At 36.6% G+C, this 26,140-nt stretch carries 29 protein-coding genes and 1 other annotated feature; of the genes, 9 read left to right on the plus strand and 20 right to left on the minus strand.

Going from position 1 to position 26,140, the window contains the following annotated elements:
• Window positions 1–20 precede the first annotated feature (20 nt).
• The 4 genes from ACFSO7_RS12930 to ACFSO7_RS12945 all read left to right on the plus strand — a co-directional run bounded on the left by ACFSO7_RS12930 (window position 21) and on the right by ACFSO7_RS12945 (window position 4,110).
• On the plus strand, window positions 21–902 hold the full coding sequence (locus ACFSO7_RS12930) for a helix-turn-helix transcriptional regulator (RefSeq protein ID WP_377877742.1): 882 nt from the start codon (window positions 21–23) through the stop codon (window positions 900–902).
• An 11-nt stretch (window positions 903–913) separates the two neighbouring features.
• On the plus strand, window positions 914–1,933 hold the full coding sequence (locus tag ACFSO7_RS12935; RefSeq protein ID WP_377877743.1) for a hypothetical protein: 1,020 nt from the start codon (window positions 914–916) through the stop codon (window positions 1,931–1,933).
• A 17-nt stretch (window positions 1,934–1,950) separates the two neighbouring features.
• Window positions 1,951–2,892 carry a hypothetical protein gene (locus tag ACFSO7_RS12940; protein ID WP_377877744.1) on the plus strand — a complete coding sequence of 314 codons (942 nt, stop codon included), beginning with the start codon at window positions 1,951–1,953 and terminating at the stop codon, window positions 2,890–2,892.
• Between the two features lie 270 nt (window positions 2,893–3,162).
• Window positions 3,163–4,110: a GNAT family N-acetyltransferase gene (locus tag ACFSO7_RS12945; protein ID WP_377877745.1), complete on the plus strand. Its 948-nt coding sequence runs from the start codon at window positions 3,163–3,165 to the stop codon at window positions 4,108–4,110.
• Window positions 4,111–4,227: 117 nt separating this feature from the next.
• On the opposite strand, the gene ACFSO7_RS12950 is transcribed toward ACFSO7_RS12945, so the two are convergent.
• The 4 genes from ACFSO7_RS12950 to ACFSO7_RS12965 form a co-directional block, all read right to left on the minus strand.
• Window positions 4,228–5,829, minus strand: coding sequence for a M20/M25/M40 family metallo-hydrolase (locus ACFSO7_RS12950; RefSeq protein ID WP_377877746.1), 1,602 nt, complete (start codon window positions 5,827–5,829; stop codon window positions 4,228–4,230).
• 79 nt (window positions 5,830–5,908) lie between these two features.
• Complete coding sequence (locus tag ACFSO7_RS12955; RefSeq protein WP_377877747.1) at window positions 5,909–6,427, minus strand: GNAT family N-acetyltransferase; 519 nt, start codon at window positions 6,425–6,427, stop codon at window positions 5,909–5,911.
• Window positions 6,428–6,604: 177 nt separating this feature from the next.
• Window positions 6,605–7,948: an MFS transporter gene (locus ACFSO7_RS12960; RefSeq protein WP_377877748.1), complete on the minus strand. Its 1,344-nt coding sequence runs from the start codon at window positions 7,946–7,948 to the stop codon at window positions 6,605–6,607.
• 137 nt (window positions 7,949–8,085) lie between these two features.
• Window positions 8,086–8,913, minus strand: a complete 828-nt coding sequence (locus tag ACFSO7_RS12965) for a phosphotransferase family protein (protein ID WP_377877749.1) — start codon at window positions 8,911–8,913, stop codon at window positions 8,086–8,088.
• Window positions 8,914–9,146: 233 nt separating this feature from the next.
• Between ACFSO7_RS12965 and ACFSO7_RS12970 the strand changes: the two genes are divergently transcribed.
• Window positions 9,147–9,773: a nitroreductase family protein gene (locus ACFSO7_RS12970; protein WP_377877750.1), complete on the plus strand. Its 627-nt coding sequence runs from the start codon at window positions 9,147–9,149 to the stop codon at window positions 9,771–9,773.
• 80 nt (window positions 9,774–9,853) lie between these two features.
• Here the strand turns inward: ACFSO7_RS12970 and ACFSO7_RS12975 are convergent, their stop codons facing one another.
• The 4 genes from ACFSO7_RS12975 to ACFSO7_RS12990 all read right to left on the minus strand — a co-directional run bounded on the left by ACFSO7_RS12975 (window position 9,854) and on the right by ACFSO7_RS12990 (window position 13,722).
• On the minus strand, window positions 9,854–10,090 hold the full coding sequence (locus ACFSO7_RS12975; RefSeq protein ID WP_377877751.1) for a GNAT family N-acetyltransferase: 237 nt from the start codon (window positions 10,088–10,090) through the stop codon (window positions 9,854–9,856).
• Between the two features lie 313 nt (window positions 10,091–10,403).
• Window positions 10,404–10,592, minus strand: coding sequence for a histidine kinase (locus ACFSO7_RS12980; RefSeq protein ID WP_377877752.1), 189 nt, complete (start codon window positions 10,590–10,592; stop codon window positions 10,404–10,406).
• Window positions 10,593–10,646: 54 nt separating this feature from the next.
• Entirely contained in the window at window positions 10,647–12,281 is a 1,635-nt protein-coding gene (gene metG / locus ACFSO7_RS12985) for a methionine--tRNA ligase (RefSeq protein WP_377877753.1), read from the minus strand.
• A gap of 59 nt (window positions 12,282–12,340) precedes the next feature.
• Window positions 12,341–12,610 (minus strand) — a binding site (T-box leader).
• A gap of 74 nt (window positions 12,611–12,684) precedes the next feature.
• Window positions 12,685–13,722, minus strand: a complete 1,038-nt coding sequence (locus ACFSO7_RS12990; RefSeq protein ID WP_377877754.1) for an NAD(P)H-dependent flavin oxidoreductase — start codon at window positions 13,720–13,722, stop codon at window positions 12,685–12,687.
• Between the two features lie 107 nt (window positions 13,723–13,829).
• Here ACFSO7_RS12990 and ACFSO7_RS12995 point away from each other — a divergent pair, with 107 nt between their 5' ends.
• Together ACFSO7_RS12995 and ACFSO7_RS13000 are read left to right on the plus strand one after the other, a co-directional pair.
• Window positions 13,830–14,552, plus strand: a complete 723-nt coding sequence (locus ACFSO7_RS12995) for a metallophosphoesterase family protein (RefSeq protein ID WP_377877755.1) — start codon at window positions 13,830–13,832, stop codon at window positions 14,550–14,552.
• Between the two features lie 439 nt (window positions 14,553–14,991).
• The gene (locus ACFSO7_RS13000; RefSeq protein WP_377877756.1) at window positions 14,992–15,321 is read left to right on the plus strand and encodes a hypothetical protein; all 330 of its coding nucleotides are present in this window, start codon (window positions 14,992–14,994) and stop codon (window positions 15,319–15,321) included.
• Window positions 15,322–15,367: 46 nt separating this feature from the next.
• Here the strand turns inward: ACFSO7_RS13000 and ACFSO7_RS13005 are convergent, their stop codons facing one another.
• A complete protein-coding gene (locus ACFSO7_RS13005; protein ID WP_377878007.1) occupies window positions 15,368–16,123 on the minus strand; it encodes a DUF1836 domain-containing protein in 756 nt (251 codons plus the stop codon).
• Window positions 16,124–16,304: 181 nt separating this feature from the next.
• On the opposite strand from ACFSO7_RS13005, the gene htpX reads away from it, so the two are divergent.
• Window positions 16,305–17,183: a protease HtpX gene (htpX, locus tag ACFSO7_RS13010; RefSeq protein ID WP_377877757.1), complete on the plus strand. Its 879-nt coding sequence runs from the start codon at window positions 16,305–16,307 to the stop codon at window positions 17,181–17,183.
• A 238-nt stretch (window positions 17,184–17,421) separates the two neighbouring features.
• On the opposite strand, the gene ACFSO7_RS13015 is transcribed toward htpX, so the two are convergent.
• From ACFSO7_RS13015 to ACFSO7_RS13035, 5 genes are all read right to left on the minus strand, one after another.
• Window positions 17,422–18,369, minus strand: coding sequence for an SDR family NAD(P)-dependent oxidoreductase (locus tag ACFSO7_RS13015; RefSeq protein WP_377877758.1), 948 nt, complete (start codon window positions 18,367–18,369; stop codon window positions 17,422–17,424).
• Between the two features lie 127 nt (window positions 18,370–18,496).
• Window positions 18,497–19,078: a TetR/AcrR family transcriptional regulator gene (locus ACFSO7_RS13020; protein WP_377877759.1), complete on the minus strand. Its 582-nt coding sequence runs from the start codon at window positions 19,076–19,078 to the stop codon at window positions 18,497–18,499.
• 132 nt (window positions 19,079–19,210) lie between these two features.
• Window positions 19,211–20,332 (minus strand): NAD(P)/FAD-dependent oxidoreductase, encoded by a 1,122-nt coding sequence (locus tag ACFSO7_RS13025; RefSeq protein WP_377878008.1) that lies wholly within the window; start codon window positions 20,330–20,332, stop codon window positions 19,211–19,213.
• A 17-nt stretch (window positions 20,333–20,349) separates the two neighbouring features.
• Window positions 20,350–20,634: a hypothetical protein gene (locus ACFSO7_RS13030; protein ID WP_377877760.1), complete on the minus strand. Its 285-nt coding sequence runs from the start codon at window positions 20,632–20,634 to the stop codon at window positions 20,350–20,352.
• A 17-nt stretch (window positions 20,635–20,651) separates the two neighbouring features.
• Entirely contained in the window at window positions 20,652–20,933 is a 282-nt protein-coding gene (locus ACFSO7_RS13035) for a hypothetical protein (protein WP_377877761.1), read from the minus strand.
• Between the two features lie 79 nt (window positions 20,934–21,012).
• On the opposite strand from ACFSO7_RS13035, the gene ACFSO7_RS13040 reads away from it, so the two are divergent.
• Entirely contained in the window at window positions 21,013–21,780 is a 768-nt protein-coding gene (locus ACFSO7_RS13040; protein WP_377877762.1) for a nucleotidyltransferase domain-containing protein, read from the plus strand.
• 83 nt (window positions 21,781–21,863) lie between these two features.
• Here ACFSO7_RS13040 and ACFSO7_RS13045 read toward each other — a convergent pair whose 3' ends face one another.
• The 6 genes from ACFSO7_RS13045 to ACFSO7_RS13070 all read right to left on the minus strand — a co-directional run bounded on the left by ACFSO7_RS13045 (window position 21,864) and on the right by ACFSO7_RS13070 (window position 26,106).
• A complete protein-coding gene (locus ACFSO7_RS13045; protein WP_377877763.1) occupies window positions 21,864–22,733 on the minus strand; it encodes a proline iminopeptidase-family hydrolase in 870 nt (289 codons plus the stop codon).
• 330 nt (window positions 22,734–23,063) lie between these two features.
• Window positions 23,064–23,492: a VOC family protein gene (locus tag ACFSO7_RS13050; protein WP_377877764.1), complete on the minus strand. Its 429-nt coding sequence runs from the start codon at window positions 23,490–23,492 to the stop codon at window positions 23,064–23,066.
• A gap of 97 nt (window positions 23,493–23,589) precedes the next feature.
• Window positions 23,590–23,739 carry a DUF3934 domain-containing protein gene (locus ACFSO7_RS13055; RefSeq protein WP_377877765.1) on the minus strand — a complete coding sequence of 50 codons (150 nt, stop codon included), beginning with the start codon at window positions 23,737–23,739 and terminating at the stop codon, window positions 23,590–23,592.
• Window positions 23,740–23,797: 58 nt separating this feature from the next.
• Window positions 23,798–24,892 carry a threonine aldolase family protein gene (locus ACFSO7_RS13060; protein ID WP_377877766.1) on the minus strand — a complete coding sequence of 365 codons (1,095 nt, stop codon included), beginning with the start codon at window positions 24,890–24,892 and terminating at the stop codon, window positions 23,798–23,800.
• 257 nt (window positions 24,893–25,149) lie between these two features.
• Window positions 25,150–25,503 (minus strand): hypothetical protein, encoded by a 354-nt coding sequence (locus tag ACFSO7_RS13065; RefSeq protein WP_377877767.1) that lies wholly within the window; start codon window positions 25,501–25,503, stop codon window positions 25,150–25,152.
• Between the two features lie 336 nt (window positions 25,504–25,839).
• A complete protein-coding gene (locus tag ACFSO7_RS13070; protein WP_377877768.1) occupies window positions 25,840–26,106 on the minus strand; it encodes a DUF2533 family protein in 267 nt (88 codons plus the stop codon).
• Window positions 26,107–26,140: the final 34 nt, after the last annotated feature.

Genomic DNA, 26,140 nt, shown 5'->3' on the forward strand with positions numbered 1-26,140 from the left:
TGAGAAAGGAAAATGAAAATTTGAGCAATTTACATCGTATTATTTGGTTTGATGACCAAGTTCGGATGAAAAGGTACCCTAATAGTAAAAATATCGTTCAAAAATTTGAAATTTCTAGTCGTCAAGCTTTGCGCGATATTGAATATTTAGTTAACACAATGGGAGCCCCCTTGCAATATGTACCCCAAAAAAGAGGCTATGAATATATAGAGGATACCTACATTCTTCCTTACCAGATCATTACCGAAGAGGAGCAAAAAATCCTCAGCTTTCTTGCGCACCGATATGGACAATTTTCATATGAAAATTCCTCTTCTATAAATAGGCTCGCCTCCTTATTTAAGCGCCTCGGAGGTAAACAAGTGAGTGTAACCGACTCGTATCCCTTTTTTTCTGTTCACAATTTTTTAATCGATCTTATCCACAAAATTGATTTTGCCATAACAGAAAAAAAATACATACATGTCACTTATTACTCCCATGATTGCCAATCGCATGTTACGAAACATTTAGAGCCGATTACATTACTTTATAAAGGAAGTAGCGATTTTCTTGTATCATATAGCCCTGAAGATCAGGAGGAAGTGCTAACGGAATTGAAAGACATAAGTGAAATGACCATTTCAGATAAGACTACAAATCTAGTTATAAATAGTAAGAAGCATTCTTTAACAAAAGTTCCTTTTGAAGCAAAAGTAGAATTTCTCTTTCCCTTCGAGGGTAATTCCTGGTTAGGATATAACATAAAATGGATCGAAAAAAAGGCTTTTACCATCGAGTTTTATGATGTGGAAAGCTTTTTAGACCAGTTATTAGGTTCTTCAAATACGATTAAATTAATTGGTCCAGAGTGGTTAAAGGATAAGCTTTTTGAAAAATGTCGTACTATTCTTCAAGGATAAAGGAGTCAAAGATGGCAAGAAATGTTTTACAGAATATTCAAATTGAGAAAGATTCCAATTCGTATATAAATTGTCTTCACGCTGTTTTAAGTAATTGTGGCTTGTTTGAAGGTCCCAAGTATTTACTTTCGGGTATGACTGGCATGGCTTTCAAATTCACAATCGAAAAAGGGATTTCACCTAGATCCGTTCATGCATATGGACCTTGGGTAAGAGATAATTGGAAAGCTGTTGATAATTTGGGGATTTACAATTCCGCACAGGCCGACCGGTGCAGGCATCGAACGTTTCCTTTAATTCAGCAAAAAGCAATCGAAAATATTAAGATGTCAATCGATAAAGGAATAGGTGTTTTATATTGGTGCCCACCTTTTGGGGTGATCCATGGGTATGATGATGAACAGAGAATTTTTTATTATTTAGAAGGGGACGATTTTTTTCAAAGAGGCGGGATTGCCACTCGTGAAGAAAAGATTTGTCTATTCGATAATATTTGCTTAAACCCCTCCCTTATTTGGTTTTATCAAACCTTTGATGAAAAGATTAAGAAAGAGTTAAAGGATATTTATCTAGATTCCTTAAATGATGCGATGGTTGTATGGAACCAACCTCCAAATTCTCATTCTGCGTCGGGACAATCCGCTTACCCTTATTTGATAAATGAATTAGAGACAAATGAGTTTCATCTAGAAGGGGCAGCATACACTTTAGATACATATGCTACATCCAAGTTTGAAATCTATCAATATATGAATGAAGTAAAAGTACTGTATCCTGAACTTTCACAATCTAGTGAACTATTCTCTGTGGTCCATTCCATCTATAAAGAAATACAAAAAATCATCCGTTATGAAAATAGACATACACGTATTGAAAAACATCAATGCAAACCAATAAACGGAATGCTAAAGGAAGCAGAAATCTTTGAGAATGCAGCGATGAAGGAAATAGAAAGATTCCTGAACAATCAGCCTGCAGATAGACAAATTGATTTATTCAGAACGAATTGGCTCCAAGGCGATGATAGATAAATAAGGATGTGAATCGATTGGGTAAGAAAAATCTTCCTATAAGCTACGTGCGAAATAGTTCTACTATCATTGATCCAATGTACAGCATTTTGGATTATTTAAATATCATTCCATTTAATCAAGACATTTTTTCTGGTGTATCCAGTCTAGTTTTTCGATTTTCTGTAAATAGAAAATTAGATTTTCCATCCACTTTTATTTACAACTGGAATGAAAATTGGTTAGCTACTGACTTTATCGGTATTTACTCAAAAATGTACTCTTCTTATACAGATGACTTCACCTTTCCTCTGTATCAAAAGAAATTACTTCATGCAATAATTAAAAATATTAATGATGATATCCCTTCGATTATTTGGAGAGATGAGTTTGTTGTGGTTAAAGGATACGATGATGAGAAGAAAGTACTCATCTATACAGATGGTGAAGCTGAGCATCTACTCTCTTATCCTGAGCTAGGATATAGTTCACTGCCCATGTGGTGTATCCATTTATTCAGTAAAGATAAAATCATCTTGGATGAAAAAGAACTATATCTTGAATCTATTTTTCAAGCAGTGTACAAAGCTAGATCACATGATCCTAGCTTATCTGAAGAGCATTATGCTTGTGGACTAAAGGTCTATGACTTTATTAATGATGCCCTAAAAGACAGATTAACACTAGATGAAAGTACCATCCGAACTTTAAAAACATTTTCTGCACTAAAACACCAACTAAGTAACTATTTCCATGCAATAAAATGGAAAATGCCAGAGCTGGCCGCTACTCTTGATCAACTTGATAACCTTTCAGACGTTTTTTCTACCATTAAAGAGCAATTGTATTCAGGGAAACCAGCATCATTAATTCCACTATTTACTCAAGCCAAAAAGTTTGAAACCAATTTTTTCCAATCACTAGAAGAAACGTACCAAGTAGAATTCCATAATCGAATGGGTTCCATTTGGCTACGCTAATTTTTTAAAAATTATTGCCATGACATTATATGTCATACCACCTTTGGTACTCTATGTAAGAGATCTAAGTCTTAATAGTATCAAGAGGTGAACAATAATGGGAAAAACAACAAGAGGTAAGGGTTTATGGAAAACACCGGCTAGGGGACGTGGGACTTGTCCAGTATGTAATGCGACTAGAATCAAAGTACTTTACACGAACATTTCTTCAGCAGGTACTCAGGTAAAAGTATGTAAAAAATGCAGAACAAAGGATATATAGGAGGGCTCATGGCACTTTCGATTCATAATTTTAAACCTGAATTTTTGCAAGGGGTTAAAGCATTATATCAATCTATTATAAACAAGGATCCTAATTCAATCTTTTGGTGGCCTGGAGAAACAGAGTTTTCGTGGGAGTATTGCCTTTGCGCTTTCGAAGGTGAGAACCTTGTTGGTAAAGGACAAGTACAACCGATCAATGTCCAACAACCTGGTACTAACGAACAAGCAAAACATGCAATATATCTAAATATTAAACTTCATCCAGAGTATGAAAACAATCATGAAATATTTAATAAACTTTATGAAGCATTATATGAAAAAGCTTTATTGATAAAAAACACATTACCTAGTCAGTTTGAAACAGCATTATGCGTAGGGAATGCCATTTCAGAACAAAGCAATAACCAATTGTTTGAAGCACAGGGATTTGTCCCTTTTAACTATTTATACGAAATGGAGACAGACCTAACTAATTTCTCCCCACCAATAAGCTCACTACAAATAGAGGGACTTTCCATCGACTATTGGAAGATGGAAACGGAACAAGCCGAACAGGATTACTTAAAAGTTGAGAGTATCATCTGGCCTGAAAATGCACTTACCCCAGGAAGATTAAAGGAATATAAGGAAAAGCAGGGCTGGAGAGCTATTACAGCTGTTTATCAAAATGAGATAATCGGAAGCGTTATGTGCTGGGAAGAGAATAATTCGTGCAATTTATATGGAGTAATAGAAGATTTATTTGTCCTCCCAGAGTGGAGAAAAAAAGGCATTGCCAAAGCATTATTACTTAAAGCTCTTACGACATTAAAGAATAGAGAGCTACAAAAGGTCGAATTAATGGTGCTAGTTGAAAATTCTGCAGCACTCTCTCTTTATGAACAGGTAGGTTTTTCTGAAATTTATAAAGAAGTTAGATACTCAATTCCTTTAGTAGCAAATATTGAGGTCTAGCCACAAACGTAATACAAACCAGATATTAATAACTTAGCAGGACAGGGATACTTTGTCCTGCTTTCTATTCATCAATGGAGTCTAGAAAATAAAAAGGAACGATTCAGTTCTTTGATTCTAGATCATCCCTTTAATCATCTCTTCTACAAGGACGGGAACGATTTCAAATGCACTTTTTGTATGAAGGCGTTCTGTTCGTTTATGAGCATCTTTGCCGAATGGACCAACATTTAGAACAGGTGCCTGGAGTTTTTTCATGTGATCAAATGGAATGTGGTAGCCATCTCCCCATACAGGTGTATTAGATTGGAAGGCTGTCCAACCTCCCTGATCATCTTGATAATTCACATAGCTTAAATCACTTATTCCATTAAAATAGTGAATTTGCTGAACTGGTAAATTAAATTTTTCCTCACCTAGCTTTTTCACATGTGCAATACATTGTGTGACTAGCACATCGTCAGAGGAATTAACCGCTGGATAATATGGTGGCGCAAAAAGCAGGATCATTACAGGTGCAAGCTCTTGGCATTGAATCATCAGCGTATCCGCGATACGGATGGATTTTTCTCTCTCATCCAATGAATCATTGGCAAGGATAGCGGTTTTCAAATCTTCCACAAAGTCTCTCCCATATTTATCAATCGCATACTTTATCAGACCCTCATATCGCAACACACGCACTTCACCAACAGGTTTCACTTTCTGTTCTGTACATACTTTCGAATAAGACTCATTACAAGCACGAGTTGCCTCTACTGCTATTTTTTCAAAAACATCCATTATTTCTGCTGCATTCCGTTGCATTAAGAAGACATTATATAAGGCAGCTGCCCGATAGGGAGTTTGAGCAGAGTAGTCCATTTTCAAATCCTTCAGCTGTAATGTAACGGGTAAAGGTGTTTTTTCTCCTTTAACTATTTCTTGGAAATTTGAGTTCCATTCCATTCTTTGAGTTAAAAACGATGCGATATAAGGCGCAGTGATTCCGCTAAGTGGCTCACCGACATGTGTCTCTCGACCATAGAATAGAGCAGATGGCATAATTTTCCCAATTGAACCTGAATACACATAATAATTTCGATCCCCAGGTTGTTGCGCAAATACAGGCTCACCGTTCAAGAAAAGCTTATACTTTAGATTATGATCCTCTTCAATTTCCAATAGCTTCGTGACTGCCGCCCTCATCCCTGCTGAATTGACTTCTTCATCAGGAACCGTTAGTAAAAGTAGATTGATAGGCCATTGCTCGGCTGAAGCCTTTTCTATTAATCCCATATGCATGACAAGACCCATTTTCATATCCATCGTTCCACGTCCGAATAAATACTCGCCAGAAAGCAGATCGTCCCTTGCATCATCTGGTAATTCATCGACTCGTTCATGAAGCAATTTCGTTAATTCTTCTGGCTGATAGGCAAATTCCTCAAGATCGCCATACTCCTCTGTATTGACTGTATCGAAATGACTGATCAAAACAATCGTTTCTGTTGCATCTGGATGTTTATATAATGCTGTTAAAAATCGACGTCCCAAATCTGCATCGTGAAGGTTTAAATGGTTCGGATTTTCTTGAAAATAAGCCAACTCCTCCAGCTTTGCCCGAATTTTCGCAGGAAATTTACGTTCCCCATCGGATAAGGTCATACTCTTCCAACTTACCACTTCACATAATAATTGACGGAGTGTATTCGGCGTTCCCCATTTGAGTTGATTCATTTCCATTTCTCCTTTTAAAAGTCTGAATTGGCGCCATATTTATTTTTTCGTATAGCCGAATAGAATTCCTAAAAACGACCTATACCCTTTTTTGAAACTTCGAGTGTCCATCATTCGATCCAACCTTCTCAAAGCCATTATCAAAGTAAAATTTATTTAGCTTAGTATTGTTTTCTACACAATCTAGCCTTAACTTATTTTTCCCTTTATCTTTAATAAGTCCGTCCAACCATCGTAGAACACCTTTTCCTAGTCTAGAGCCAATTTCTGAGCTAGTCACTGCTAATCTGTGAAGGTATACTGCTCCGTCATTTGATTGTCCCCAAATATGTTCATCCCATTCACTTTGCGCTTCATATAAAGTAAATGTTGCAACCAAAACCTCATCCTTTTTAACAACATAGGTATTCTCATTAATAATAGCTTGTTTTATTTCTTCATCCTCTCCCCCTTCTGCTAAGAATCCCCACTGTTCTATTTCTTTGTTCTTTAGCCATCCTGTAACTTCTTTTAACAGTTTTATGATCTGATCTTCATCTTTTTTGGTTGCCATGGTAATGACATAATCGTTCATGATCGGCTCCTGTTTTTTTATCATTTTAATCCTCCGATTCAAAAAATTATCACTATAAGGATTCGACATATATAATAGGTATCCTTTTATAAATTAAACTGTCTTTACATCCTAATCGATCAGCATATATAAAAATTAAAAAACAAAAATGCCTAACCTTCATAAATTAAATGAAGATTAGGCACTTTTTCATTCATATAGTTAACTTACTTTACTTCTGGAATCCATTGTCATTTGATCGTTCTTTGAGATAAAAAGCGATGTCAAAACTGCTAAAATACTTCCAAGGAAGCCAAATATAAATAGATGGTGGATTCCTTCCATAAAATTAGCCCCGTTTGTTAATAACGCCCCCATAATCGTAACGCCAATTGCCGTACCCATGTTTCGGCAAAACATGAAGAACGAAGTGGATATCCCTTTTTCATGTGCTCCGACGAGCTGCTGAACCCCAATCAACCCAACTGTACTTAATAAACCGTAAGCCAATCCTTGAACAATCATTGCAACAAACACATAGAAGAAGCCATGAGTTTCGTTTAATAGCATTAATAAAAGGCCAGAAAGGAACAATAACAGATTCCCAATTAATAACAATGGACGATATCCATATTTTAAAATCCATTTTCCAGCAGGTACTGCTACAAACATCCAGCCAATCGCTGTTCCTAAAAGTGCAACACCACTCATGAAAAGCGATAGTTTGGCAATATTTTGTAGAAACAATGGAATATAACTAGATGTACCAAATAATGCGACCGTACCAAGAAAGGTATTGATATTGATCCATGTGATTGTCTTATTTTTAAACATAGAAAGTGGAACAATTGGTGAAGTCTGTTTTTTCTCGTAAAAATAAAAGCTTATCATAAATAATATACCAATTAGAGCGTAAATAACTCTATTTTCTTCAAGAACTGTAACTAATAAAAGGAACGTAATTCCGACTGCAAATAAAACAGCTCCGATATAATCGACCTTTGCCTTTTTGGGCTCGTACTTTTCTTGATATGGTATAAGCGTTAATAATGCAATCAAACAAATCGGTAAATTAACAAAGAATATCCATCTCCAAGTCATCACTTCAACGAAAAATGCTCCTAGTAACGGGGCAAGGATGGCAGAAAGTCCCCACATTCCTGTAAATAAAGCCTGGATTTTTCCTCGTTTTTCAACCGGGAAAAGGTCTCCGGCAATAATTGCGGGAAATGGCATCATGAATCCAGCACCGATTCCTTGAAGTGCACGGAAAATAACTAATTGAATCATATTAGCTGATAATCCACATAAAAGTGACCCGATTAAAAAAAGAATAATTCCGAAGGCAAATACTTTTTTCCTACCAAATAGATCAGATAGTCTACCTGCCACAGGTGAGAGAATCGTACTGGCAATCATATAGGAAGCAAAGGACCAGGCATACAGGTCAAATCTCCCTAACTCTTTTGCGATAATGGGCATTGTCGTGTTCATTATCGTTGTATCAATGGATGCAACTAGCATTGCAAGAACAATACTAATCATTACTGAAGTTCTACTTTTCATTTTTTTACCCCCATATAGTTCCAGAAGTTCATTTTACTCTATGCTAGGTGTTGCTGTCACCCATATGGTATTAGGTACTTGTATAATTGCAATTTTTAGTTTTAAAAGCATTTTCAATTTTTCTAAACAATGATGGATTAACTTTTACTTAGCCAATCAGTCACCCATTCATCTATTTTGTGCTTGTCATCAGCTAATAATGTACTAGCCATATCACGTTTCATTCGGGTCCCTGCCCATGCGTAAAATAATGGCAATGAATCAATTTGCCCAGAAACCTTTTCATATCCCTCAAGCCACCCTTTTTCAAATTCGCTTAAGATATTGGGTTCTTCCCTGAAAAGTTTAACTCCCTCAAGACGAAGAATTGAAAAAGTTCGAGCGATATCAAACCGAGTATCACCTATGGAAGCATTAGCCCAATCAATAACCGCTGTAATTTTCTCACCATCCGTCAGGACATTTAAAGGATGATAGTCTAGGTGAAGTAACTGATGAGTTTCATTTATTCTTGTGATTTGGTTGTAGAGCTCTAATTCATTTGTACTCGGTGATAACCACGATTTGTTTCCGTATTGCTCCCGATGACTTACGTTAATTTTGTTAATGGATGCTTGCATCTGCCCAAATTCCAGTCCTAGCTTTAGTGCTGACTCTGGTCGTTTTTGAAGCATGTTTAATACAGTCTGACCTTCTGCCCAATCCATAAGCATAGCTGCTTTATCTTCAAATTCAACGATAGAATGTACTATTGGTACTGGAATCCCATTTTCTTTAGCTAGTCGGATCACCTTCTCCTCACGTTCAAATTGATGATACCCTTGTCTTGGCAAAATACGTAAAGCATAAGAATCTCTATTATTTCCATGAATTTTAAAAACAGAACTATCCCTTCCGCCAATAATCTCTTCGAAAGAGGTATAAGATGATATTCCAAGCTTATTTAGTATATTGTCTACTACCATTTTTTCCTCTCCTTTTTAGTATTCCTATACTAATTAGAAATAAAGGCTTAGAATCCCTTCTTTATAAAGGCTGTATCTAACATTTTCTTTCTACTCTGAATTTCCCCTTCAACCTTGCAAATAATAATGACATGTTCACTTAAGTTTAATTATTTGACACACTCACTTACGAATAGTAAGCTTAATTCCATGCTTACTATTCGTAAGTGAAAAAGTTATTGGAGGAAAACAACATGTTAGCAACGGAGCAAAGTTTATCAACGATCATTCGTGAACGTCATTCTGTTAGAAAATACGATCCCAATTATACAATTTCGCAAGAAGAGATAAAAGCGATATTAAGTGAGGCAACCCTTGCACCTTCATCAAGCAATATGCAGCCTTGGAAATTTATCGTATTCCAAGATAATGAGATAAAAAAAGAGCTGCGAGTCATTGCCAATAATCAGGAACAGGTTGAAACCTCTTCTGCTGTAATTGCTGTACTTGGCGATAAAGAAATGTACAGAAACGCCGAAAAAGTCTATGGAAGTGCTTTTAATGCGGGGCAAATGGATGAAGAAACAATGAGTAAAATGATTGAAAACACCATCAAATTATATTCGTCTGCTCCAGAACATATAAGAGCCAATATTGCTTCCTTTGATGCAGGTCTTATTTCCATGCAGCTAATGTTAATTGCCAAAGCAAAAGGCTATGATACTGTACCGATGGGTGGTTTTAACAAACAACAATTCATCGAGCGATTCGAAGTTTCAGAAAGATACTTCCCTGTTGTATTAATTGCTCTAGGAAAAGCAGCAGCTCCTGCGCGTCAGACAACCCGCTTACCATTAGAAGATGTTGTGAGTTTTATCTAATAAAAAAAATCTCCAGTGGGAGTTCAAAGTCACCTCACTGGAGAGAAATCATTTTTAAATGAAAACAACTACCATTGATTTCATTCAAGGGAAAGTCGAAATGCCTTTACGATAATTCCATCATTTGTAGGTTCAAAATCGAATTGGGGTAAACGTTTAAAAACTAGGTGTTCATATAATCTCATGGCACTTACCATATAATCTGCTGTATGCAATCCGATTGCTTGAAAGCCTTTATGCTTTGTACGACGAATACACTCAAAAATCAAAGTGGATGCTATACCATTCCCACGCGCTTGCGGTGATACAGCAAGCATTCGAACTTCAGGCTAATCTTGTTCATGAGAAACTCCATTATAAGCAGTAGTTTTTGCTGGAAACAAAACTACACTTCTGACAATTCTCCCATCTAGTTCAACTACAATTCGCTCCACGCCTTTTTATATGTCCGAATCAGATGTAATTGCACGTTTTAAAGTGTTCCAGTGCTCAGCAGGAACAAGGAACACTTTTTTCATGTTCTTCATATGAGTTTAATCTTTGTTCTCGAATAATTGAAAACTCATCATCCATAGCGTCACGAATGATCATAGCCTCGCAAGCCCCCCTTTTAATAAGAGAAAATTAGGCTTAATTTCTTACCTCGTCGCTGTCCCTACCCATTAAGAAATATGAAATAATTCCTGATAAAAGAGCTGCCCCTACTGAAATCAGTAATCTCGTCAGCAATTGAATTTCTGAATAATCTTTTTTCAACATCCACATTGCTATTACGGCAACAAGAATCATAATGGGAATTATAAAACCAAGCTTTTTCATTTTTAAACCTTCCTTTCATTCATAGGGTGTACGTTTTTAGTACACCATTTTTAATTATTTCATCTGTAAGTTTAGTTTTTCAAGTTCTTCTTCTATTTTTTCAATCTCAATTCTTTGAAACAATGGACTAATTGAATGAAGTTGGATGGCAGATATGTTCACTACATTCCATTCGTGATTGTTTATTCCTAGCATTTCTTTCACCTTTTCACTCGAGAGAGGTAAAAATGGTGATAGTACTTGAGCAAGGTTAGCAATGATGAAAAGACAGTTACTTAATGTTTCGGAGCAGCCCTCTACATCTTCATTGACTTGCTTCCAAGGTTGCCTTTCATCGAAGTACTTATTCGCCTCTCTAACACATTCAAAGATTTTTTCTAATGCTTGTTTGAAGGAACCACCTTCAATCAATTGACCTATTTCATTAAAAAGGTTTTGAACTCTATTTTCAGTTGATGGATCAACAATAGTACTTATGATCGGAACGTCATTATATTTTCCTATAAATTTAAGGGTTCGATTGACTAAATTTCCATATCCTCCGAGTAATTCACTATTATGACTATAAATAAATTCCCTCCATGAGAAATCAGAATCGTGCTTTTCTGGGGCATTAATCGTTAAAAAATATCGGATGGAATCAGGATCATATCTCTCTAACACGTCTGGAACCCACACTGCCCAGTTTCGGCTCGTCGAAATTTTCTTTTTTTCGAGCGTTAAATATTCATTTGAAATGATATGCTTTGGCAAAGCTTGATTTCCTAAACCTTTTAAAATCGCTGGCCAAATGATGGTGTGAAACGGAATATTATCTTTACCATGGACATAATACGTTTTTGTATCTCCTCTCCAAAAAATAGAGTCGTCCTGTCCAGTTTCTTTACTCCACAATTTACTGGCAGAATAGTAACCAGAAACGGCTTCTATCCATACATAGATTTTCTTATCCTCATATCCTGCAACAGGAACACTGACACCAATAGGTAAATCTCTAGACACTCCTCGATCCTGAAGGCCTTCCTTCAAATACCTTTCTGAGAGTTGGATGGCATTTGAACGCCATGCTTGATCTTGTTTTGCCTGTAATACATACTTATCAAGCTCTCTTTGAAACGAGTTTAATGAGAAGTAGAAATGCTCTGTACGTTTGATAAGAGGTTCGTTTCCGCATAACTTACACTTTTTATTTTTTAAATCTAAAGGATCAAGGATCGTTGAACAGTGATCACATTGGTCCCCGCGGGCAGAGTTGCCGCAATTTGGACAAGTTCCTTCTACATAACGATCTGGAAGAAACTGTTGATCTGTTTCACAGTATGCTTGTTCGATTTCTTTTTTGTAAATTAAATTTTCTTCGAGAAGCTTTAAGAATATATCCTGAACGATTTCATGATGATGCATTGTATCCGTTCTTGTATAACAGTCGTATGAAAAGCCTAATTTCGTAAAGCAAGCAGCAAACTCATTATGATATCGATCTGCTATTTCCTTAGCAGATACTCCTTCTTGTTTAGCTTTAATTGCAATAGGTGTTCCATTACAGTCACTGCCTGAAACATAGAGTACGTCTTCTCCCTTTAACCGATAATACCTTGCAAGAATATCCCCCGGTAATAAACTAGCTATATGCCCTAGATGCAAAGACCCATTGGCGTATGGCCATGCTCCTCCTATAAAAACACTCATCTTACATTCCTCCTTCCATTTTTTCAAAAACAAAAAACCCCGCCCTCATCTACTAAATAGATAAGGACGGGGTTTGAATTCCCGTGGTACCACCTTCATTTACCAATGGCTCACACCATTAGCCTCAACAAGTACGCAAGTTCAAAAAACTTTTATACCGTGGTTTTTATAACAAGTACCAACACTTGCCGTAGCCTACTTAATGTTTAAAATCGTTCAGTACGGAGCTCCAAGACCATTGTTCGAACAAGAATTTTCGCTTCTTTTCAGCTACCGAAGCTCTCTGTGTAAAATCGCTTTGCTCTACTTTTTCTCATCATTGCTTTTAATATTAAATTATTCGTATTATATCCAAATTGTTGAGAAAGGGGAAGTGTTTTTTTACAGATAATCTCCATTTCATTTACCAATCCAATTCTGAAACTAACTCATTTAATAATTCATTAACAGAGTATCTCTTATGGATCATTCCTACGCCTTGACCAACCCATAAAGACATGTACTCAGGATTAGATTCAGCTGATGCTTTCGCCCGTAATGGCTTGGTTAGTTCATTTTGAATAGGATATGGAGGTATTTCTAGCTTCTCGTCCATAAGCTTATCAATAAATTCATTTCTTATCCCTCTCGCAAGTTTTCCCGAAAATACCTTTGTCAGGATCGTATTTTCTTCATTACTTTCGATAATTTTATCCTTATACTTCTCATGCGCCCCACTCTCATGACAGGTTAAAAAAACGGAACCAAGTTGTACCCCTACGGCACCTAAGACGAAAGCAGCGTTTATCCCTTTTCCATTTACGATTCCACCTGCTGCAATGACTGGAGTTTTTACATTTTCAATCATTTGGGGAACTAGTGATAATGTTCCAATTAGTGGCTCACCCTCTGTTGTAGGAAACGTACCACGATGTCCCCCTGCTTCACTTCCTTGCGCGATAATAAAATCAACCCCGTTTTCTTCAAGCTGAACAGCTTCATTAACGGTTGTAGCCGTTCCTCCTACCTTAATCCCAGCATTCTTCAACTCTTTTACGATAGAAGAATCTGGGAGACCAAAGGTAAAGCTACATATGGCAACTTTTTCATTAATAATAACTTCTAATTGTTTTTCGAAAGTGTTAACACTCTTCTTTTGCAGGGATGTAAACTCTTCATCTGAATTTACATTTAAATATTGCCTCATCGCTTTGATGTCCCTTTGTGAAACGGAATTAATTCCTTCTGGAAGAAATAGGTTTACACCAAAAGGGTTGGCAGTTAGGGATTTAATCTCGACTATACTTTCCTTCAGACCCTCCGGAGTCATATAACCCGCTCCAATATTTCCAACAGCCCCATAATTTGAAACCGCTGCTACCAACCGAGACGTTGTTACTCCCCCTGCCATTCCTGCTTGAAAAATAGGATATTTTATCCTTAATTCATGAAAATTCAGCAAAAATGCTCCCTCCCTTTTAAGATATTACTCATTTACAAAATATTGAGATATTAATAGTTTACCTATATAATTCATGTTAATTCAAATTTTGAAAGAAGGATAATTGGATGAAGCGAACATTGTTAATAAGTGATATTCATGGTGAATTGGTGAAGTTTGAACAATTACTAGAAATGGTAAATTACAATCCAGATCAAGATCAATTAATTTTACTAGGCGATTACGTCGATCGTGGCCCTCATTCGAAAGAGGTCATCGAAAAAGTAATGAGCTTAAACGAAGCTGGAGCTAGAGTACTAAAGGGCAATCATGAAGATATGATGATCAAGGCATTAACAACAGATGAAGAACATGCCTGGAATCGTTGGGTAAAGATAAACGGTGGCGATAAAACATTATTAAGTTATGGTTTTTCAGAAGAAGATTTGATCGTAAGTGAAGAAACATTTCAAAAACCGTTATTGCCATCTGAAATACTAGAGAAGCATTTGGAGTTTGTTCAAGGGCTTGAACATTATATTGAAACGGATGAATATATCTTTGTTCACGCGGGTGTTCACCCATCTACTCCTGTTACTGAAACAGACCCACATACTTTAATGTGGATTCGAGACGAGTTTCATAACGGATATAAAGGTGAAAAGACCGTTATCTTCGGGCATACATATACGAAAACACTCCATGGAGATGCTGAAAATTACGAAGTTTATTTTGGTAACAACCGTATTATCGGAATTGATGGTGGCGCGGTTTACGGAGGGCAGTTAAATTGTTTAGAGTTACCTAGTCGTAAGGTTTATTCGGTGAAGCATAATGGAGAAAACAATTAAAATCTGAAGTGTTGGATGATCTAGAGCAGGTCATCTTTTTTTATATTAAAAAAGGAATTTCTGTGACGAAAATGTGAAATCGACGGATATATTTGTGTTTTAGGCGGATATCAGTAGAAAAGAGACGGGTATAATGGAGAACTGCGCGGATATATCTCCAAACTGCGCGGATATAATTTTTTCAAGTGAATGTGCTAAGTGTTTTGTAATCAATTTGCAACTTAAATGTGAGAAAGCCAGTTCATTGATGTATTTACAGCTACAACCTTCGTCTCCCAAAAACAAGAGCCTAACATCTACTCTTTATACATGTCCGAATTCGACCATTTTGTAGCAAAATTCATCCTCTATTTACAAAGGAGATAATAACAGTTAAGTAATAATTCTTATGGAAATGCATACATATCAATATAGATTGAATAGACAAGGAGTCATTTCCATGAAGAAACTAATTGCAGTAATTGGCGTATTAACCTCTTTAGGAGCTGTTATGTATTTAGATTCAACCACAGTCTCTCTTACTGATGAACTTAGATCTGTCATACATTACCCAGAGGACTCAGAAACAGAAACAGTTGATGGTCAGACAGAGGACAAAATAATAGGCTCTCAAACTCCCACATTAGAATGGATCTTTGAAAAACAAGAAAAGGTTGATGGTTATATATTAGAAACATACCGTGAATATGAAATATACAGTGATGAAAACGGAAATAAAATCAAACAAGTCCCTACATCCAATTTTGACTATCTGCAATATAAAAAATAGGTTAGTTACTACAAATGGGCATTTGTCATTTGTAGTAACTAACCATTTAGAGTCCCTGTAAAAATAAAGTAGCGTTCATATAATTTCTTGTTAAGGTTTGATAATATGCCGATAACACAGTCAAGGAAGCCATAACTAATACATTCATTACAATTTCCTTTTGTTTTTCATTCAAGTGCTTGAAGACTTGTAAAAGAAAACATGCTTCATTATTAATGTATTTCTCCATTTGTAAATGGAAAGGACAATCCCCTACTTCTTGCTTCTTCAAATTGTTTTCATGATGGATTTTTTCAAAAATTGTTGCGTATGCAAGATAAAAATCGAGCGGATCAATGACATCATCGGAATGATCATCCGGATTATTGAAAATAAGAGCCAATACCTTCCGAATCGAGTCAAAATCTAGTGAGGCTTTTAGATCCTCGACAATAAATAAGGTCGCCGCCTGCTCTACAGTGTATTTCTTGCCTAATCTTGGAGATCCAATTAGTTCTTTTACATCTCTTTTCACCCAATTTTGCACAGCACTTGACGACAAATTCGCAAACTCAATTTGGTTTCCTAATGAAACAATTTCATTTATGGATAACCCTATCGTATGGCTCTTCCCTTTAATCAACTTTTCAAAAATAGGTGGCATCTTGGTTTCTATAAAAGCTGACAGGGATTTCCCGTCTCTCAATTCTTTACTATGTGAACGTGCCCATGCCTTTTGTAAGCAAGCTAACGGCGTTTGGTTCTCCACTCCTTTTAAGGAAAATAAGAACTCAGCCATATTTTTTCTAGAAAGCTGGAACATTTCCAACGAAAACAACCCCTGAAATAACAAATCTTATTTCCTTCATCCTAATTCTTTCCTATTAAGTAGTCAATGCCTTCATAGGGAAAAATTAATAATTGATATTCACAGGACAAAATTATATAATTTAATCATCAGACAAGTTCAAATGACCACAAAATACAATATAAAGGGTGAGATGATGGGTAAACGAATCTTTTATTTTCTTTTAACCAACGTATTAGTTTTAGCAACAATTAGTATTATATTTTCCCTTATTGGTGGCGGAAACTATATAGAAGGTGGCAACATTAATTTTGCTTCCTTATTAGTTTTCAGTGCCGTGATTGGTTTTTCAGGATCATTCATTTCCCTAGCAATGTCACGCTGGATGGCGAAAAGAATGATGAATGTTCACGTTTTAAAGCCCGATGCTGATTTAAATTCTTTTGAAAGGGAAATTGTCGAAAAAGTTCATCGTCTTTCAAGAGCAGCTGGATTAATGAACATGCCCGAAGTGGGAATCTATGATTCTCCTGAAGTAAATGCTTTTGCGACTGGCCCTTCGAAAAAGAGATCACTAGTCGCTGTTTCAACTGGCTTACTTCATGAAATGGATGATGATGCGATTGAAGGAGTTATCGCTCATGAAGTCGCGCATATTGCCAATGGTGACATGGTGACAATGACCTTATTACAAGGTGTCGTAAACACATTTGTTGTTTTCCTTGCTCGAATTGCTGCTTGGGTTGCTTCACGTTTTGTTAAAGAAGAACTGGCTCCAATCGTTCATTTTATTGCCGTCCTCGTCTTCCAAATTGTCTTCTCGATCTTAGGAAGTATTGTCGTTCTTGCTTACTCAAGACATCGCGAATATCATGCGGACCGCGGTGGTGCCGACTTAGCAGGGAAGGATAAAATGACCCATGCATTACAAATGTTAAAAGCATATTCCAATCGTATTCGTGGCGACGAACAGGCTTCAATCGCCACATTAAAAATTAGTGGTAAAGGAAAATCATTATTATTTTCAACCCACCCTGATTTAGATGAGCGTATTAAACGTTTAAACATGAGGTAATTTTTTAGATGGCGGGATACCTTTAAGGACCCGCCGTCCTTCATTTTCAGGCACTAAAAATGATGATCATCCATTTTCTCCAACCTTCCTTGAACATTACAGCCCAAGTCTTTATTCTTCAAAAAAGAGATATCAACTACAAGCAGATCAGTACAGTCTTAATTGAAAACATTATAAAAGAGTCAAGTGTTAGGAACCGCAAGATCAACTTCCATTTGGTGCCTACACTTGCTCCACCTTATTTTTTTACTAACCATTGCTTAGCAATCTCTTCTAAATTATTTCTAATTCCTATTGTAAATGGTGTTTTAGGTAGTGCCCCAATTCTATTTTCGTACTTTGTCCCGTCTAAAATAACAGGATTTTCATTTAAATATAACATTTCGTAATATTCCCTCATAAAGGGATTAAAGATTCCAAGTGCTTTAATCATCCAGTTGTGAACCTGGTTTAATTTAATCTCTTTTGATAAGTATTTAGAAGCAATTTCTCCTATTTCTTTCCCTGAGATTGTGCCTGCTCCTGGAATAGTCCAAATTTCACCATATGCATCATCATGTAAAGATAACTCTACAAGAGCTTTCGCTGCGTCCTTTATATAAATAAACTCTCTTTGAAGATTTGGATTTCCTACGAATCCTCCAGAGTTCTTCTTTACAATTTGTTCAAAAGTGTATTGAAGTGCAGTGTTTTCAGCTTTTGGTCCATAAAAGTCTGGAAAATGTGCAATCACATATGGGACTCCGGAATTTTCAATTTGCTGTTGAAGGTTTAAGCGAATTTTTCCCTTTTTCGTATGTGGATTCTTCGTTGTCAATTCATTTACTTTTTGTCGCTGGACGCCATATGCATAAATATTGTCGACATAAATAAGGGATTTTTTCTGCAATTTACATTCTTGAAGGATAAGAGATAGAATGTTAAAAAGACTAGGATCCCAATTTTGATAGGGAATACTTATAGCGTGAAAAACCACATCAACCTTTGAAATCGCTTCTTTTAATTGAGCATGATTCAAGACATCACCTACCATTATTTTCGCTAGCGGTCCCCACTCTTTCTCATATTTCTCTAATTTACCCTTAGTGCGAGCAAAAGCTATCGTTTCTATGTTTCTACTTACTAACTCTTCAACTAATGAATAACCCATACCACCTGAGGCACCTAATACTAAAGCTTTTTTCATCTATTTCATCTCCATTTTCATTTTATTGACCACTGTTCAAATTAAAATAAATAAAAAGAAATGACAAACCTGCCACTTCTTTAACGCATTAACGCATCGGGGGTCAGACCCCCAGTGCTTTAACGCGTTATTGCAATGCTTTTATCAAAAATAGTACATGCGCTCTAGCAAGATCTTCTATATCTTCAAAGGTTGTTTCTGTTCGGCAAAAATGAGTCACAAACCCATGAAGACTTAAAAACAATGAATAAACATCCTTCGATGTAAGCCGCTTAGATACTAATGAACCAACCGTTTCACCAAAAAGCTGTAAACTTTTATTCGGTCCTTCTTGAAGATAGCTTTTCACATCATCGTCTCTTAGAAGAAACATGACTTCGTAATGATTCTGATTGGTTAAACCAAACTTAATATATCTATATAATACATTGAACAACTTCTCATCCTTTTCGGATTGATCATCGTTCATGACATCATAAAGCTCTTGATCTAGCTTTTCAAAGTCAGTTGAAATGATTTCGTAAAAGAGCTCTGCTTTATTTTTAAAATGATAATATATTGCACCATGACTACATTTTAGAACGTTGGCTATCTTTCTCATCGAAAGAGATGCATAGCCTTCAGATGCAAATAGGTCACGGGCCGCATCAAGGATTACAGCCTTTGTTAACTCATTTTGAGTTGATTTTCTAGGAGTCAAATTTATCACCCTTACCTTTATTGAACACCGGTCAATAAAATTATAATTCAACTTCCTTTTGTTGGCAAGAAAAAATGCTACTAAATTTTTCTTATTAATGAAACTAGTTTATCAACGGAAAGCACACTTATTAACCAATCCTTACTTCTTGCCAATTGCCCCAGCCACATCATAGTTTCCAAGATCAATTTCCGTTTCTTTCCCTAGTACAAGCTTCGCTAATTCCGAGCCAAGATAAGGACCGCTTGTTAGACCAGAAGCGCCTAAACCATTCGAGATAAATAGTCCCTCATACTGAGGAAACGAACCGATAATAGGAAGAAAACCTGGTGTAAATGGTCGAAAGCCTACTCTTGTTTCGAGAATCTCGCCATTGGTTAAACCTGGAGCAACCTGCAAGGCTTTGCCCAGTACTTCACTGATCCCACCTGCAGTTACCCTGTGATCAAATCCAGCCTCATCCTCATGAGTAGCCCCAACCACTACTCGTCCGTCTTCAAAGGTAAGAATATACTGATCATTCGGTGGTATTACTACTGGCCACGCTCCAGTATCCTCGTTTGGCATTTCAAGGTGTACAATTTGAGCCTTTTGTGGGGTAACTAAAAAATCTACTCCTAATGGCTTCAATAAATCTTTCGCCCAAGCACCAGCAGTAACGATGACACAATCGGCTTCTAATATTCTTCCATCCAATTGGACACCAATTATTTCATTATTCTTATGTACGAGCCTCGCATCTCCTTCTAATAGTTGCGCTCCATTCTTTACTGCAGCATTTACTAGAGCATTCCGAAGTGCCCTGCCATTTACTCTTGCTCCACCACTAATAAAAACAGATCCATATTCTTCACCTAAAGGAGGAAAAAGTTCCTTTGTCTCTTTAGGTGATAGGATCGTTATTTCACCAATTTCAGGTGCATCCTCACGGCGTAATCGAGCCCGCTCGGCCATTTTTTCTAGTTTGCTTTCGTCTGAATGCAAACTAAGGGCGCCAACTCGTTTATACCCTGTTTCTGTTTCACCGTCAGCTTCCAATAGTTTGATTAAAGTCGGGTAATAACGTGCTCCGCCTTTAACTAATTGATACCATGCTTTGTTCCGTCGTTGCGATAGCCATGGACAAACGATCCCTGCAGCAGCATCCGTAGCCTGACCTGTATCGTGTCGATCCACCAGTATAACTTCTACCCCTGCTTTTGCAAGGTGATAGGCAGTGGATGCTCCTAATATTCCTGCACCAATCACAATGATCTTTTGCATCAAAACACCTTTTTCCTTTATTTTTTTTCCTTCAGCCATTCAATCAACTCCAATATTGCATCTTCAAAATCAATTGCCACTCCCCCGTCTTCGGGTATTTGTTCCACCATGTTTTCAAATTCAACCAACTTTTCGTTAAGTTCAGCCAAATTTCTATCCGTCTTTTGCTTTTTCACACTGCTCTTTAGTGTCTTAAATTCCTTATCCTGTTCAATCTCATCAATAGAACTCCAGACCTCTTGCAGCACGGTCTCTAATTTTTGTACAGATTTATGAAGCTTTTGAAATTTTTCAATGGTCATTTCTATACTTCCTTTCGTTATTTAATCTTTTCATTAATATAGTTAATAAAACCTTCTCGATGTCCTTCTTTATCAATGATATTTCGAACATAATGGGGATCACTTAGTAATCCATCTCGTTTAGACAGTAAAATAAATTCTTCTATTTCTCCCTTTTTCAACAGCGTTTTGTACCAATCCTGTTCATCCAATTCAACCCACAGTTCTTCTGCGGTAGGTTCTTTTATTCGAAGGACATATTTCTTCACCCATCCAATAATTAAGGCTCCTGTCAGCATACACAAAAATATGAAAGTCATATTCTCTCCCACCATCCAATCGTCGATAGTATAATATACTCAATCAGCTTTTCGCAATCATATACGAGGAGGTATCGATATGTTACCACAAGAATCGGCGGTTGAAAAAATAGCGAATAGTTTAAAGGAAGATCCAAAAGTTCAAGCAATTTTTCTAAAAGGATCTATGGGAAGAAATGAACATGACGAGCATTCTGATGTTGACTTATATTGCCTTGTTGATAAGGTGGACGAAGAACTATTTTTATCTAAACGTTTAAAGCATTTGCAAGCCTATCGTCCAATTATATTTCATGATGAAATACATATTATTGCTCCGCAGATTATTGCGGTATTCGATAACTTTCTGCATATCGATTTATTTACCGTTACAAAGGAATCCTTTACAGAAAAGGATTACATCAAAGTTCTATATGATCCATACCAATTATTAAATAGCTTTATAGATTCACAAGGACTTACACTTTCTAAAATGGAATTTAGGGATGATGTAAGTGACGTGGCTTGGTTTCTTTTTCAATATAAAAAAGCCGCCGCAAGAGGAAATGATATATGGTCTGTTCGTATGCTAACGAATGTAATGTATCATTTTGCAAGAGCCCTTTTATACAGATATGCGCCGGACCGAGCTCAATTAGGTTTAAAAACAGTAGAACAATCCTTACCCAAGCATATTGTTGTTCAAATGAATAAGATTTTTGAGCATGTGACTCCATATCATCACCAACAGGCAGTTTATCTTATTTGCCTACTCGTTTCAGAGGAACTTGATTGGATAAATCAAAATCTCATTCAAGGAGATCAAATCAAACTTCTTTTGGAAAAAATGTTACATTTACGAGATTAAACCCGAAAAAGTGTTAGGATCCACATGAGGTTTTGTCTCATATGATACCTAACACTTTTAGTAGACTAAATTATTTAGTCATTTCAATCATTACAATTAATAAACTCTTGTAATACCTGTACGTATTCCTCAGGTTGCTCACGATATCCTGAATGTGCACTTTCCTCAAAAATATGCAGCTTTGAATTTGGTACTAGACTACTAAAATAACTAGTTGATTCAGGGGTAGCTTCATCATAACGTCCGCAAAGGAATAATGAAGGTGTTTTGATCTCATGCAGTCTTGGTGTGCAATCGAAATCCTTCAAGTTTCCTGTTACACAAAACTCTGAAGGACCCCACATTGTGTTATAAACTTCAAGATTTCCAAGCTCGGAAACTTTAGCTCTTTCCTCAGGATTCACTTCTACTCGGCATATAAATCTTTTAGAGAATTCTTTCATAGCTAATTTATATTCTTCTGAATCCGTTTCGCCGTTCTCTTCACATCTTAAAATAACCTCGTGAATTTCTGCTGGTAACTGTTCTAATAATTTTTTAGCATCTTGAGCCCAAAGAGGTGCACTTAAGCACGGGCTTGAAAAAATAGCACTTTTCACGCCGATTGGTTTCGTAAGAAGATAAGAAGCAAGCAAAGTCGTCCCCCAAGAATGACCTAAAATATGAACTTCCTCTAACCCCAATTCCTTTCGTACTTGCCCTAATTCCTCTACAAATCGTTCTAATCGCCATAATGATGGATCATTAGGTCCTTTCGAATAACCAGCACCTAGCTGATCATAATAAATCACAGTTCGCTTGTCCGCAAGTTTATCCAATCTATGCAATGGAAGAGATGAAAAACCTGGTCCCCCATGTAAAATTAACAGTGGAGTAAGATTTTCTTCGCTTACAACCTTGCGATACCATACGTTTCCGTCACTTACCTTTACAAATCCCTCTTCTACTCCCATAACCAATATCTCCTCTACTTTTATCTTTTTATTTTCCATTTTACACATTTTTGCGAAATTATTCTTGTCTAGTATGTTAGGGGAACTAAGAAAAGCGCGTGGCGCCTTGATCAGCCCCGACAAGCATATGCTGTCCCATAGAGGAGGTTTGCTCTTTAACCTCATCTTTGGGGCGCCATTTGACCTCGAGGTCGACAAAGACGGCGACATCCTATCGCATTGTCGACATTAGTACATCCTGTACGTCGAGGCTAGAACGCTTGCGCTGGACAACTAAAAAAAGATATGGAACGTTTTCATTTAAAAGAAAGGTTCCATATCTTTATAAAACTACATCACTGATTCACCGTTCTCATAGTTAAATTGCCATTCAATGCCGAACTTATCTGTTAAACTGCCATAGCATTTGCTCCAGAAAGTTTCTTGCAGTTCCATTCTTACAGTGCCGCCTTCTTTTAGCTTTTCAAATGAAGATTTAATCATATCCATGTTATTATTTACGATTGACAGGCTTATATTATTTCCTTCAACAAAAGGCATACCTGGAAATACATCAGAAAACATCACTCTGCTTCCATCGATATTAAGTCTTGTATGCATGACTAAATTTTTTGCTGCTTCTGGAAGAGGATAATCAGGAGATTGTGGTGTTTCACCAAATGTCATAATCTGAGGTTTCTCTGTACCGAATACCTCTGCATAAAATTCTACTGCTTCGCGACAATTCCCATTAAAGTTAAGATAAACATCTATAGCCATTTTTTCTCTCCTCCACTTTCATAGTTAAAATATTCCTATCAATATTTTATCATTAGCCTGTCCAAAACCCAAGTTTTAGAAAAAGGAGGAAACCATTTTAAGTGTTGTTTTCACTTTTCGCTTTTTTAACGCCTTTACTTACATAAGGTTTAGCACTCTTTGCTTTTTTCGCTTTAGCTTGCCAACGATTCCATCCTTTTTTGTCAGTCCCTCTTCCTGTACCGCTTTTTGCCTTAGTTTTACTCATTTGATCACTCCAATATTTAGTATTTTATCTATTAAAGGCAACTTCATTCGACTTCGAATCATTTAATCATACGTATTTTCTCGTCTAGTATTTGAAATACGTTTCTTAACTCTTCTTTAGGAATATTTGCGTATAGATCACCAATGCTTATTTCAGAATAACATCCGTTTTCACTTGTCTCTTTCAGATTACCTGTTATTCCAATCCCTGTTTCTTCATATATTTCTACTAAAACAGATGAAAGTATTTCCTTTGAAACATCGAAATGCACGTGAAACATATTTGAAACAGGTTCTAAAGGCAAGGTTGAAACAGCATAGCATTTGTTAAAAAACTTAGCAAGTTCTTTTGCTGCCTCATAATATTGCTCCATTTTATGTACTCTTTGATTAAAATAATAATCAGCACTGGTTATATAAGGATAAAGGCTTATTAAATCCCCGCCATGTCGCCTTTTCCATACCTTTGATTCTTCTGTAAAAAATTTATCCCCTGCAAGAATAGCTCCAGCCACACCGCCAATCCCTTTGTAAAAAGAAACATAAACACTATCAAATAGTTCACAAATTTCTGCAGCTGTCTTTTTATAATATGGAAGAATTTCATACAGTCGGGCCCCATCTAAATGTAACCTGATTCCATTATTACGACAATAAATCGAAATTGCCTCTAGAGTCTCATAATCTGGGAGTTTCCCACCTATTTCCCTTTGTGGTAATTCCAATAATAAGCATGATATATCTTCCTTCAATCCTATTACATCTTCTAATTGAATCACTTTGTCTTTATCTGCTAGTAAAATGGGAGTGATGTGATGCAATTCTCTTAAGCCGTCCTCTTCATGTATTTCTAAATGACATAATGGATGATACGCCACTTTCTTAATCCCCTTCTGGTCGCACCATACTCTTAATGCAATTTGTTGTGCCATCGTTCCGCTTGGGAAAAATACGGCTGCTTCTTTGCCCAAATACGTAGCCATCTTATCTTGAAAGTCTTCAATTATCTTTCCATTTCCATAAATATCACTTTCTTGCTGTCCATCCATATCTTCTAATGCCTCTTTCAAAATATGGATGTTTCTGAATCCATGTCCTGATAATTGATATTTTGTTTGTTTTAATGCATGTACTAATGAAGGATTATTGCTCAATTTCATCTTCTCCTTTACTTGTAAGGGATACAGGTTTATAGAATTTTGCTTAAGTTGCAATGATTGATTTTCAATTAAAGGGATCTCTCCTCTCAGTTTCCTATCACGGAATACCACTTTAATCAATTGATTATCTTATTTACCAGAACACTTGAATAATCCTCCTTTTCCCAAAAAAGAAAAGCGAAACCTCGATTAGTTTCGCTCCTCATTTTAGTTATATTTTAACAATAATCTTTCCATTCATGAGGGATAACCTATGAAATTCTTTGAAAGCCCATTCCTGAAGACTGAGCAGTTGGAAATTGTGCCCCAGGAAATTGTGCTCCTGGGAATTGTGCTCCCGGAAAAACCATCCCTGGTGGGCCTACTCCCGGATAGCCCATACTCGGGTAACCCATTCCCATTCCTGGGTAGCCTATTCCAGGATAGCCCATGCCCGGATAACCCACTCCTGGGTAACCGAATACTGGATACGGGATAGGATATGGACGAGCAAATAATGAGGTACCTAGTAAACCTCCTAATAATCCACCTATGAATGGTAATCCAAAGCCTATACCAAAAAATCTTTGATCACCCACTTGATAATTGTTCCGATAATGATACATACAGCCTTACCTCCTTTTCCTCTATACATGCCTACACTATTTCATATGCGATTGATCGGGGTTTGGAGTGGGCAGAAAAGAGATTGTAGCCTTAAAACGAAAGTAATTTCTTCCAAAAGTTGATTTATCGGTCAAATCAATGTTCCTTTTGAATAAATTTCCAATCTATCGAAAGTTGAGGGTTCCTATCGGACTAGATTAGAGTTCAATCGGACCAATTGGGCGTCTATCGGACAAGTTCACAATTCTATCGGACAAATTTTCAAGCCTATCGGACTCAGAGAACGATTCAGTAAACTCAATACCCACGAAAAAATGACCACCTAACCACGGCGGTCATTCTTCGCTTAACTCTTTCGACTTTACATACTCCTGAACCATTTCAACTGTCACATATTTTCTCGTCGGGACAATTCTCATATTCATTTGATTGATTAATTCCGTCATTTCATTTATTTTTTCCGTTGAAAATGTTTTTCCTTGTTTACATAATTCAATTACTTCTTCAATATAACTTTCTCGCTTTTGGTCTAACTCTAAAAATTTTTTATACATAATATTTTGATTTTGTGCATGCTTTTCTAATGCTTTATGTACGCTCATTGTGTCACTCCTCGAATAGATTGCTAACTAATAT

The organism is Bacillus sp. CGMCC 1.16607 (assembly GCF_042683745.1).
Classification (GTDB): domain Bacteria; phylum Bacillota; class Bacilli; order Bacillales; family Cytobacillaceae; genus Pseudoneobacillus.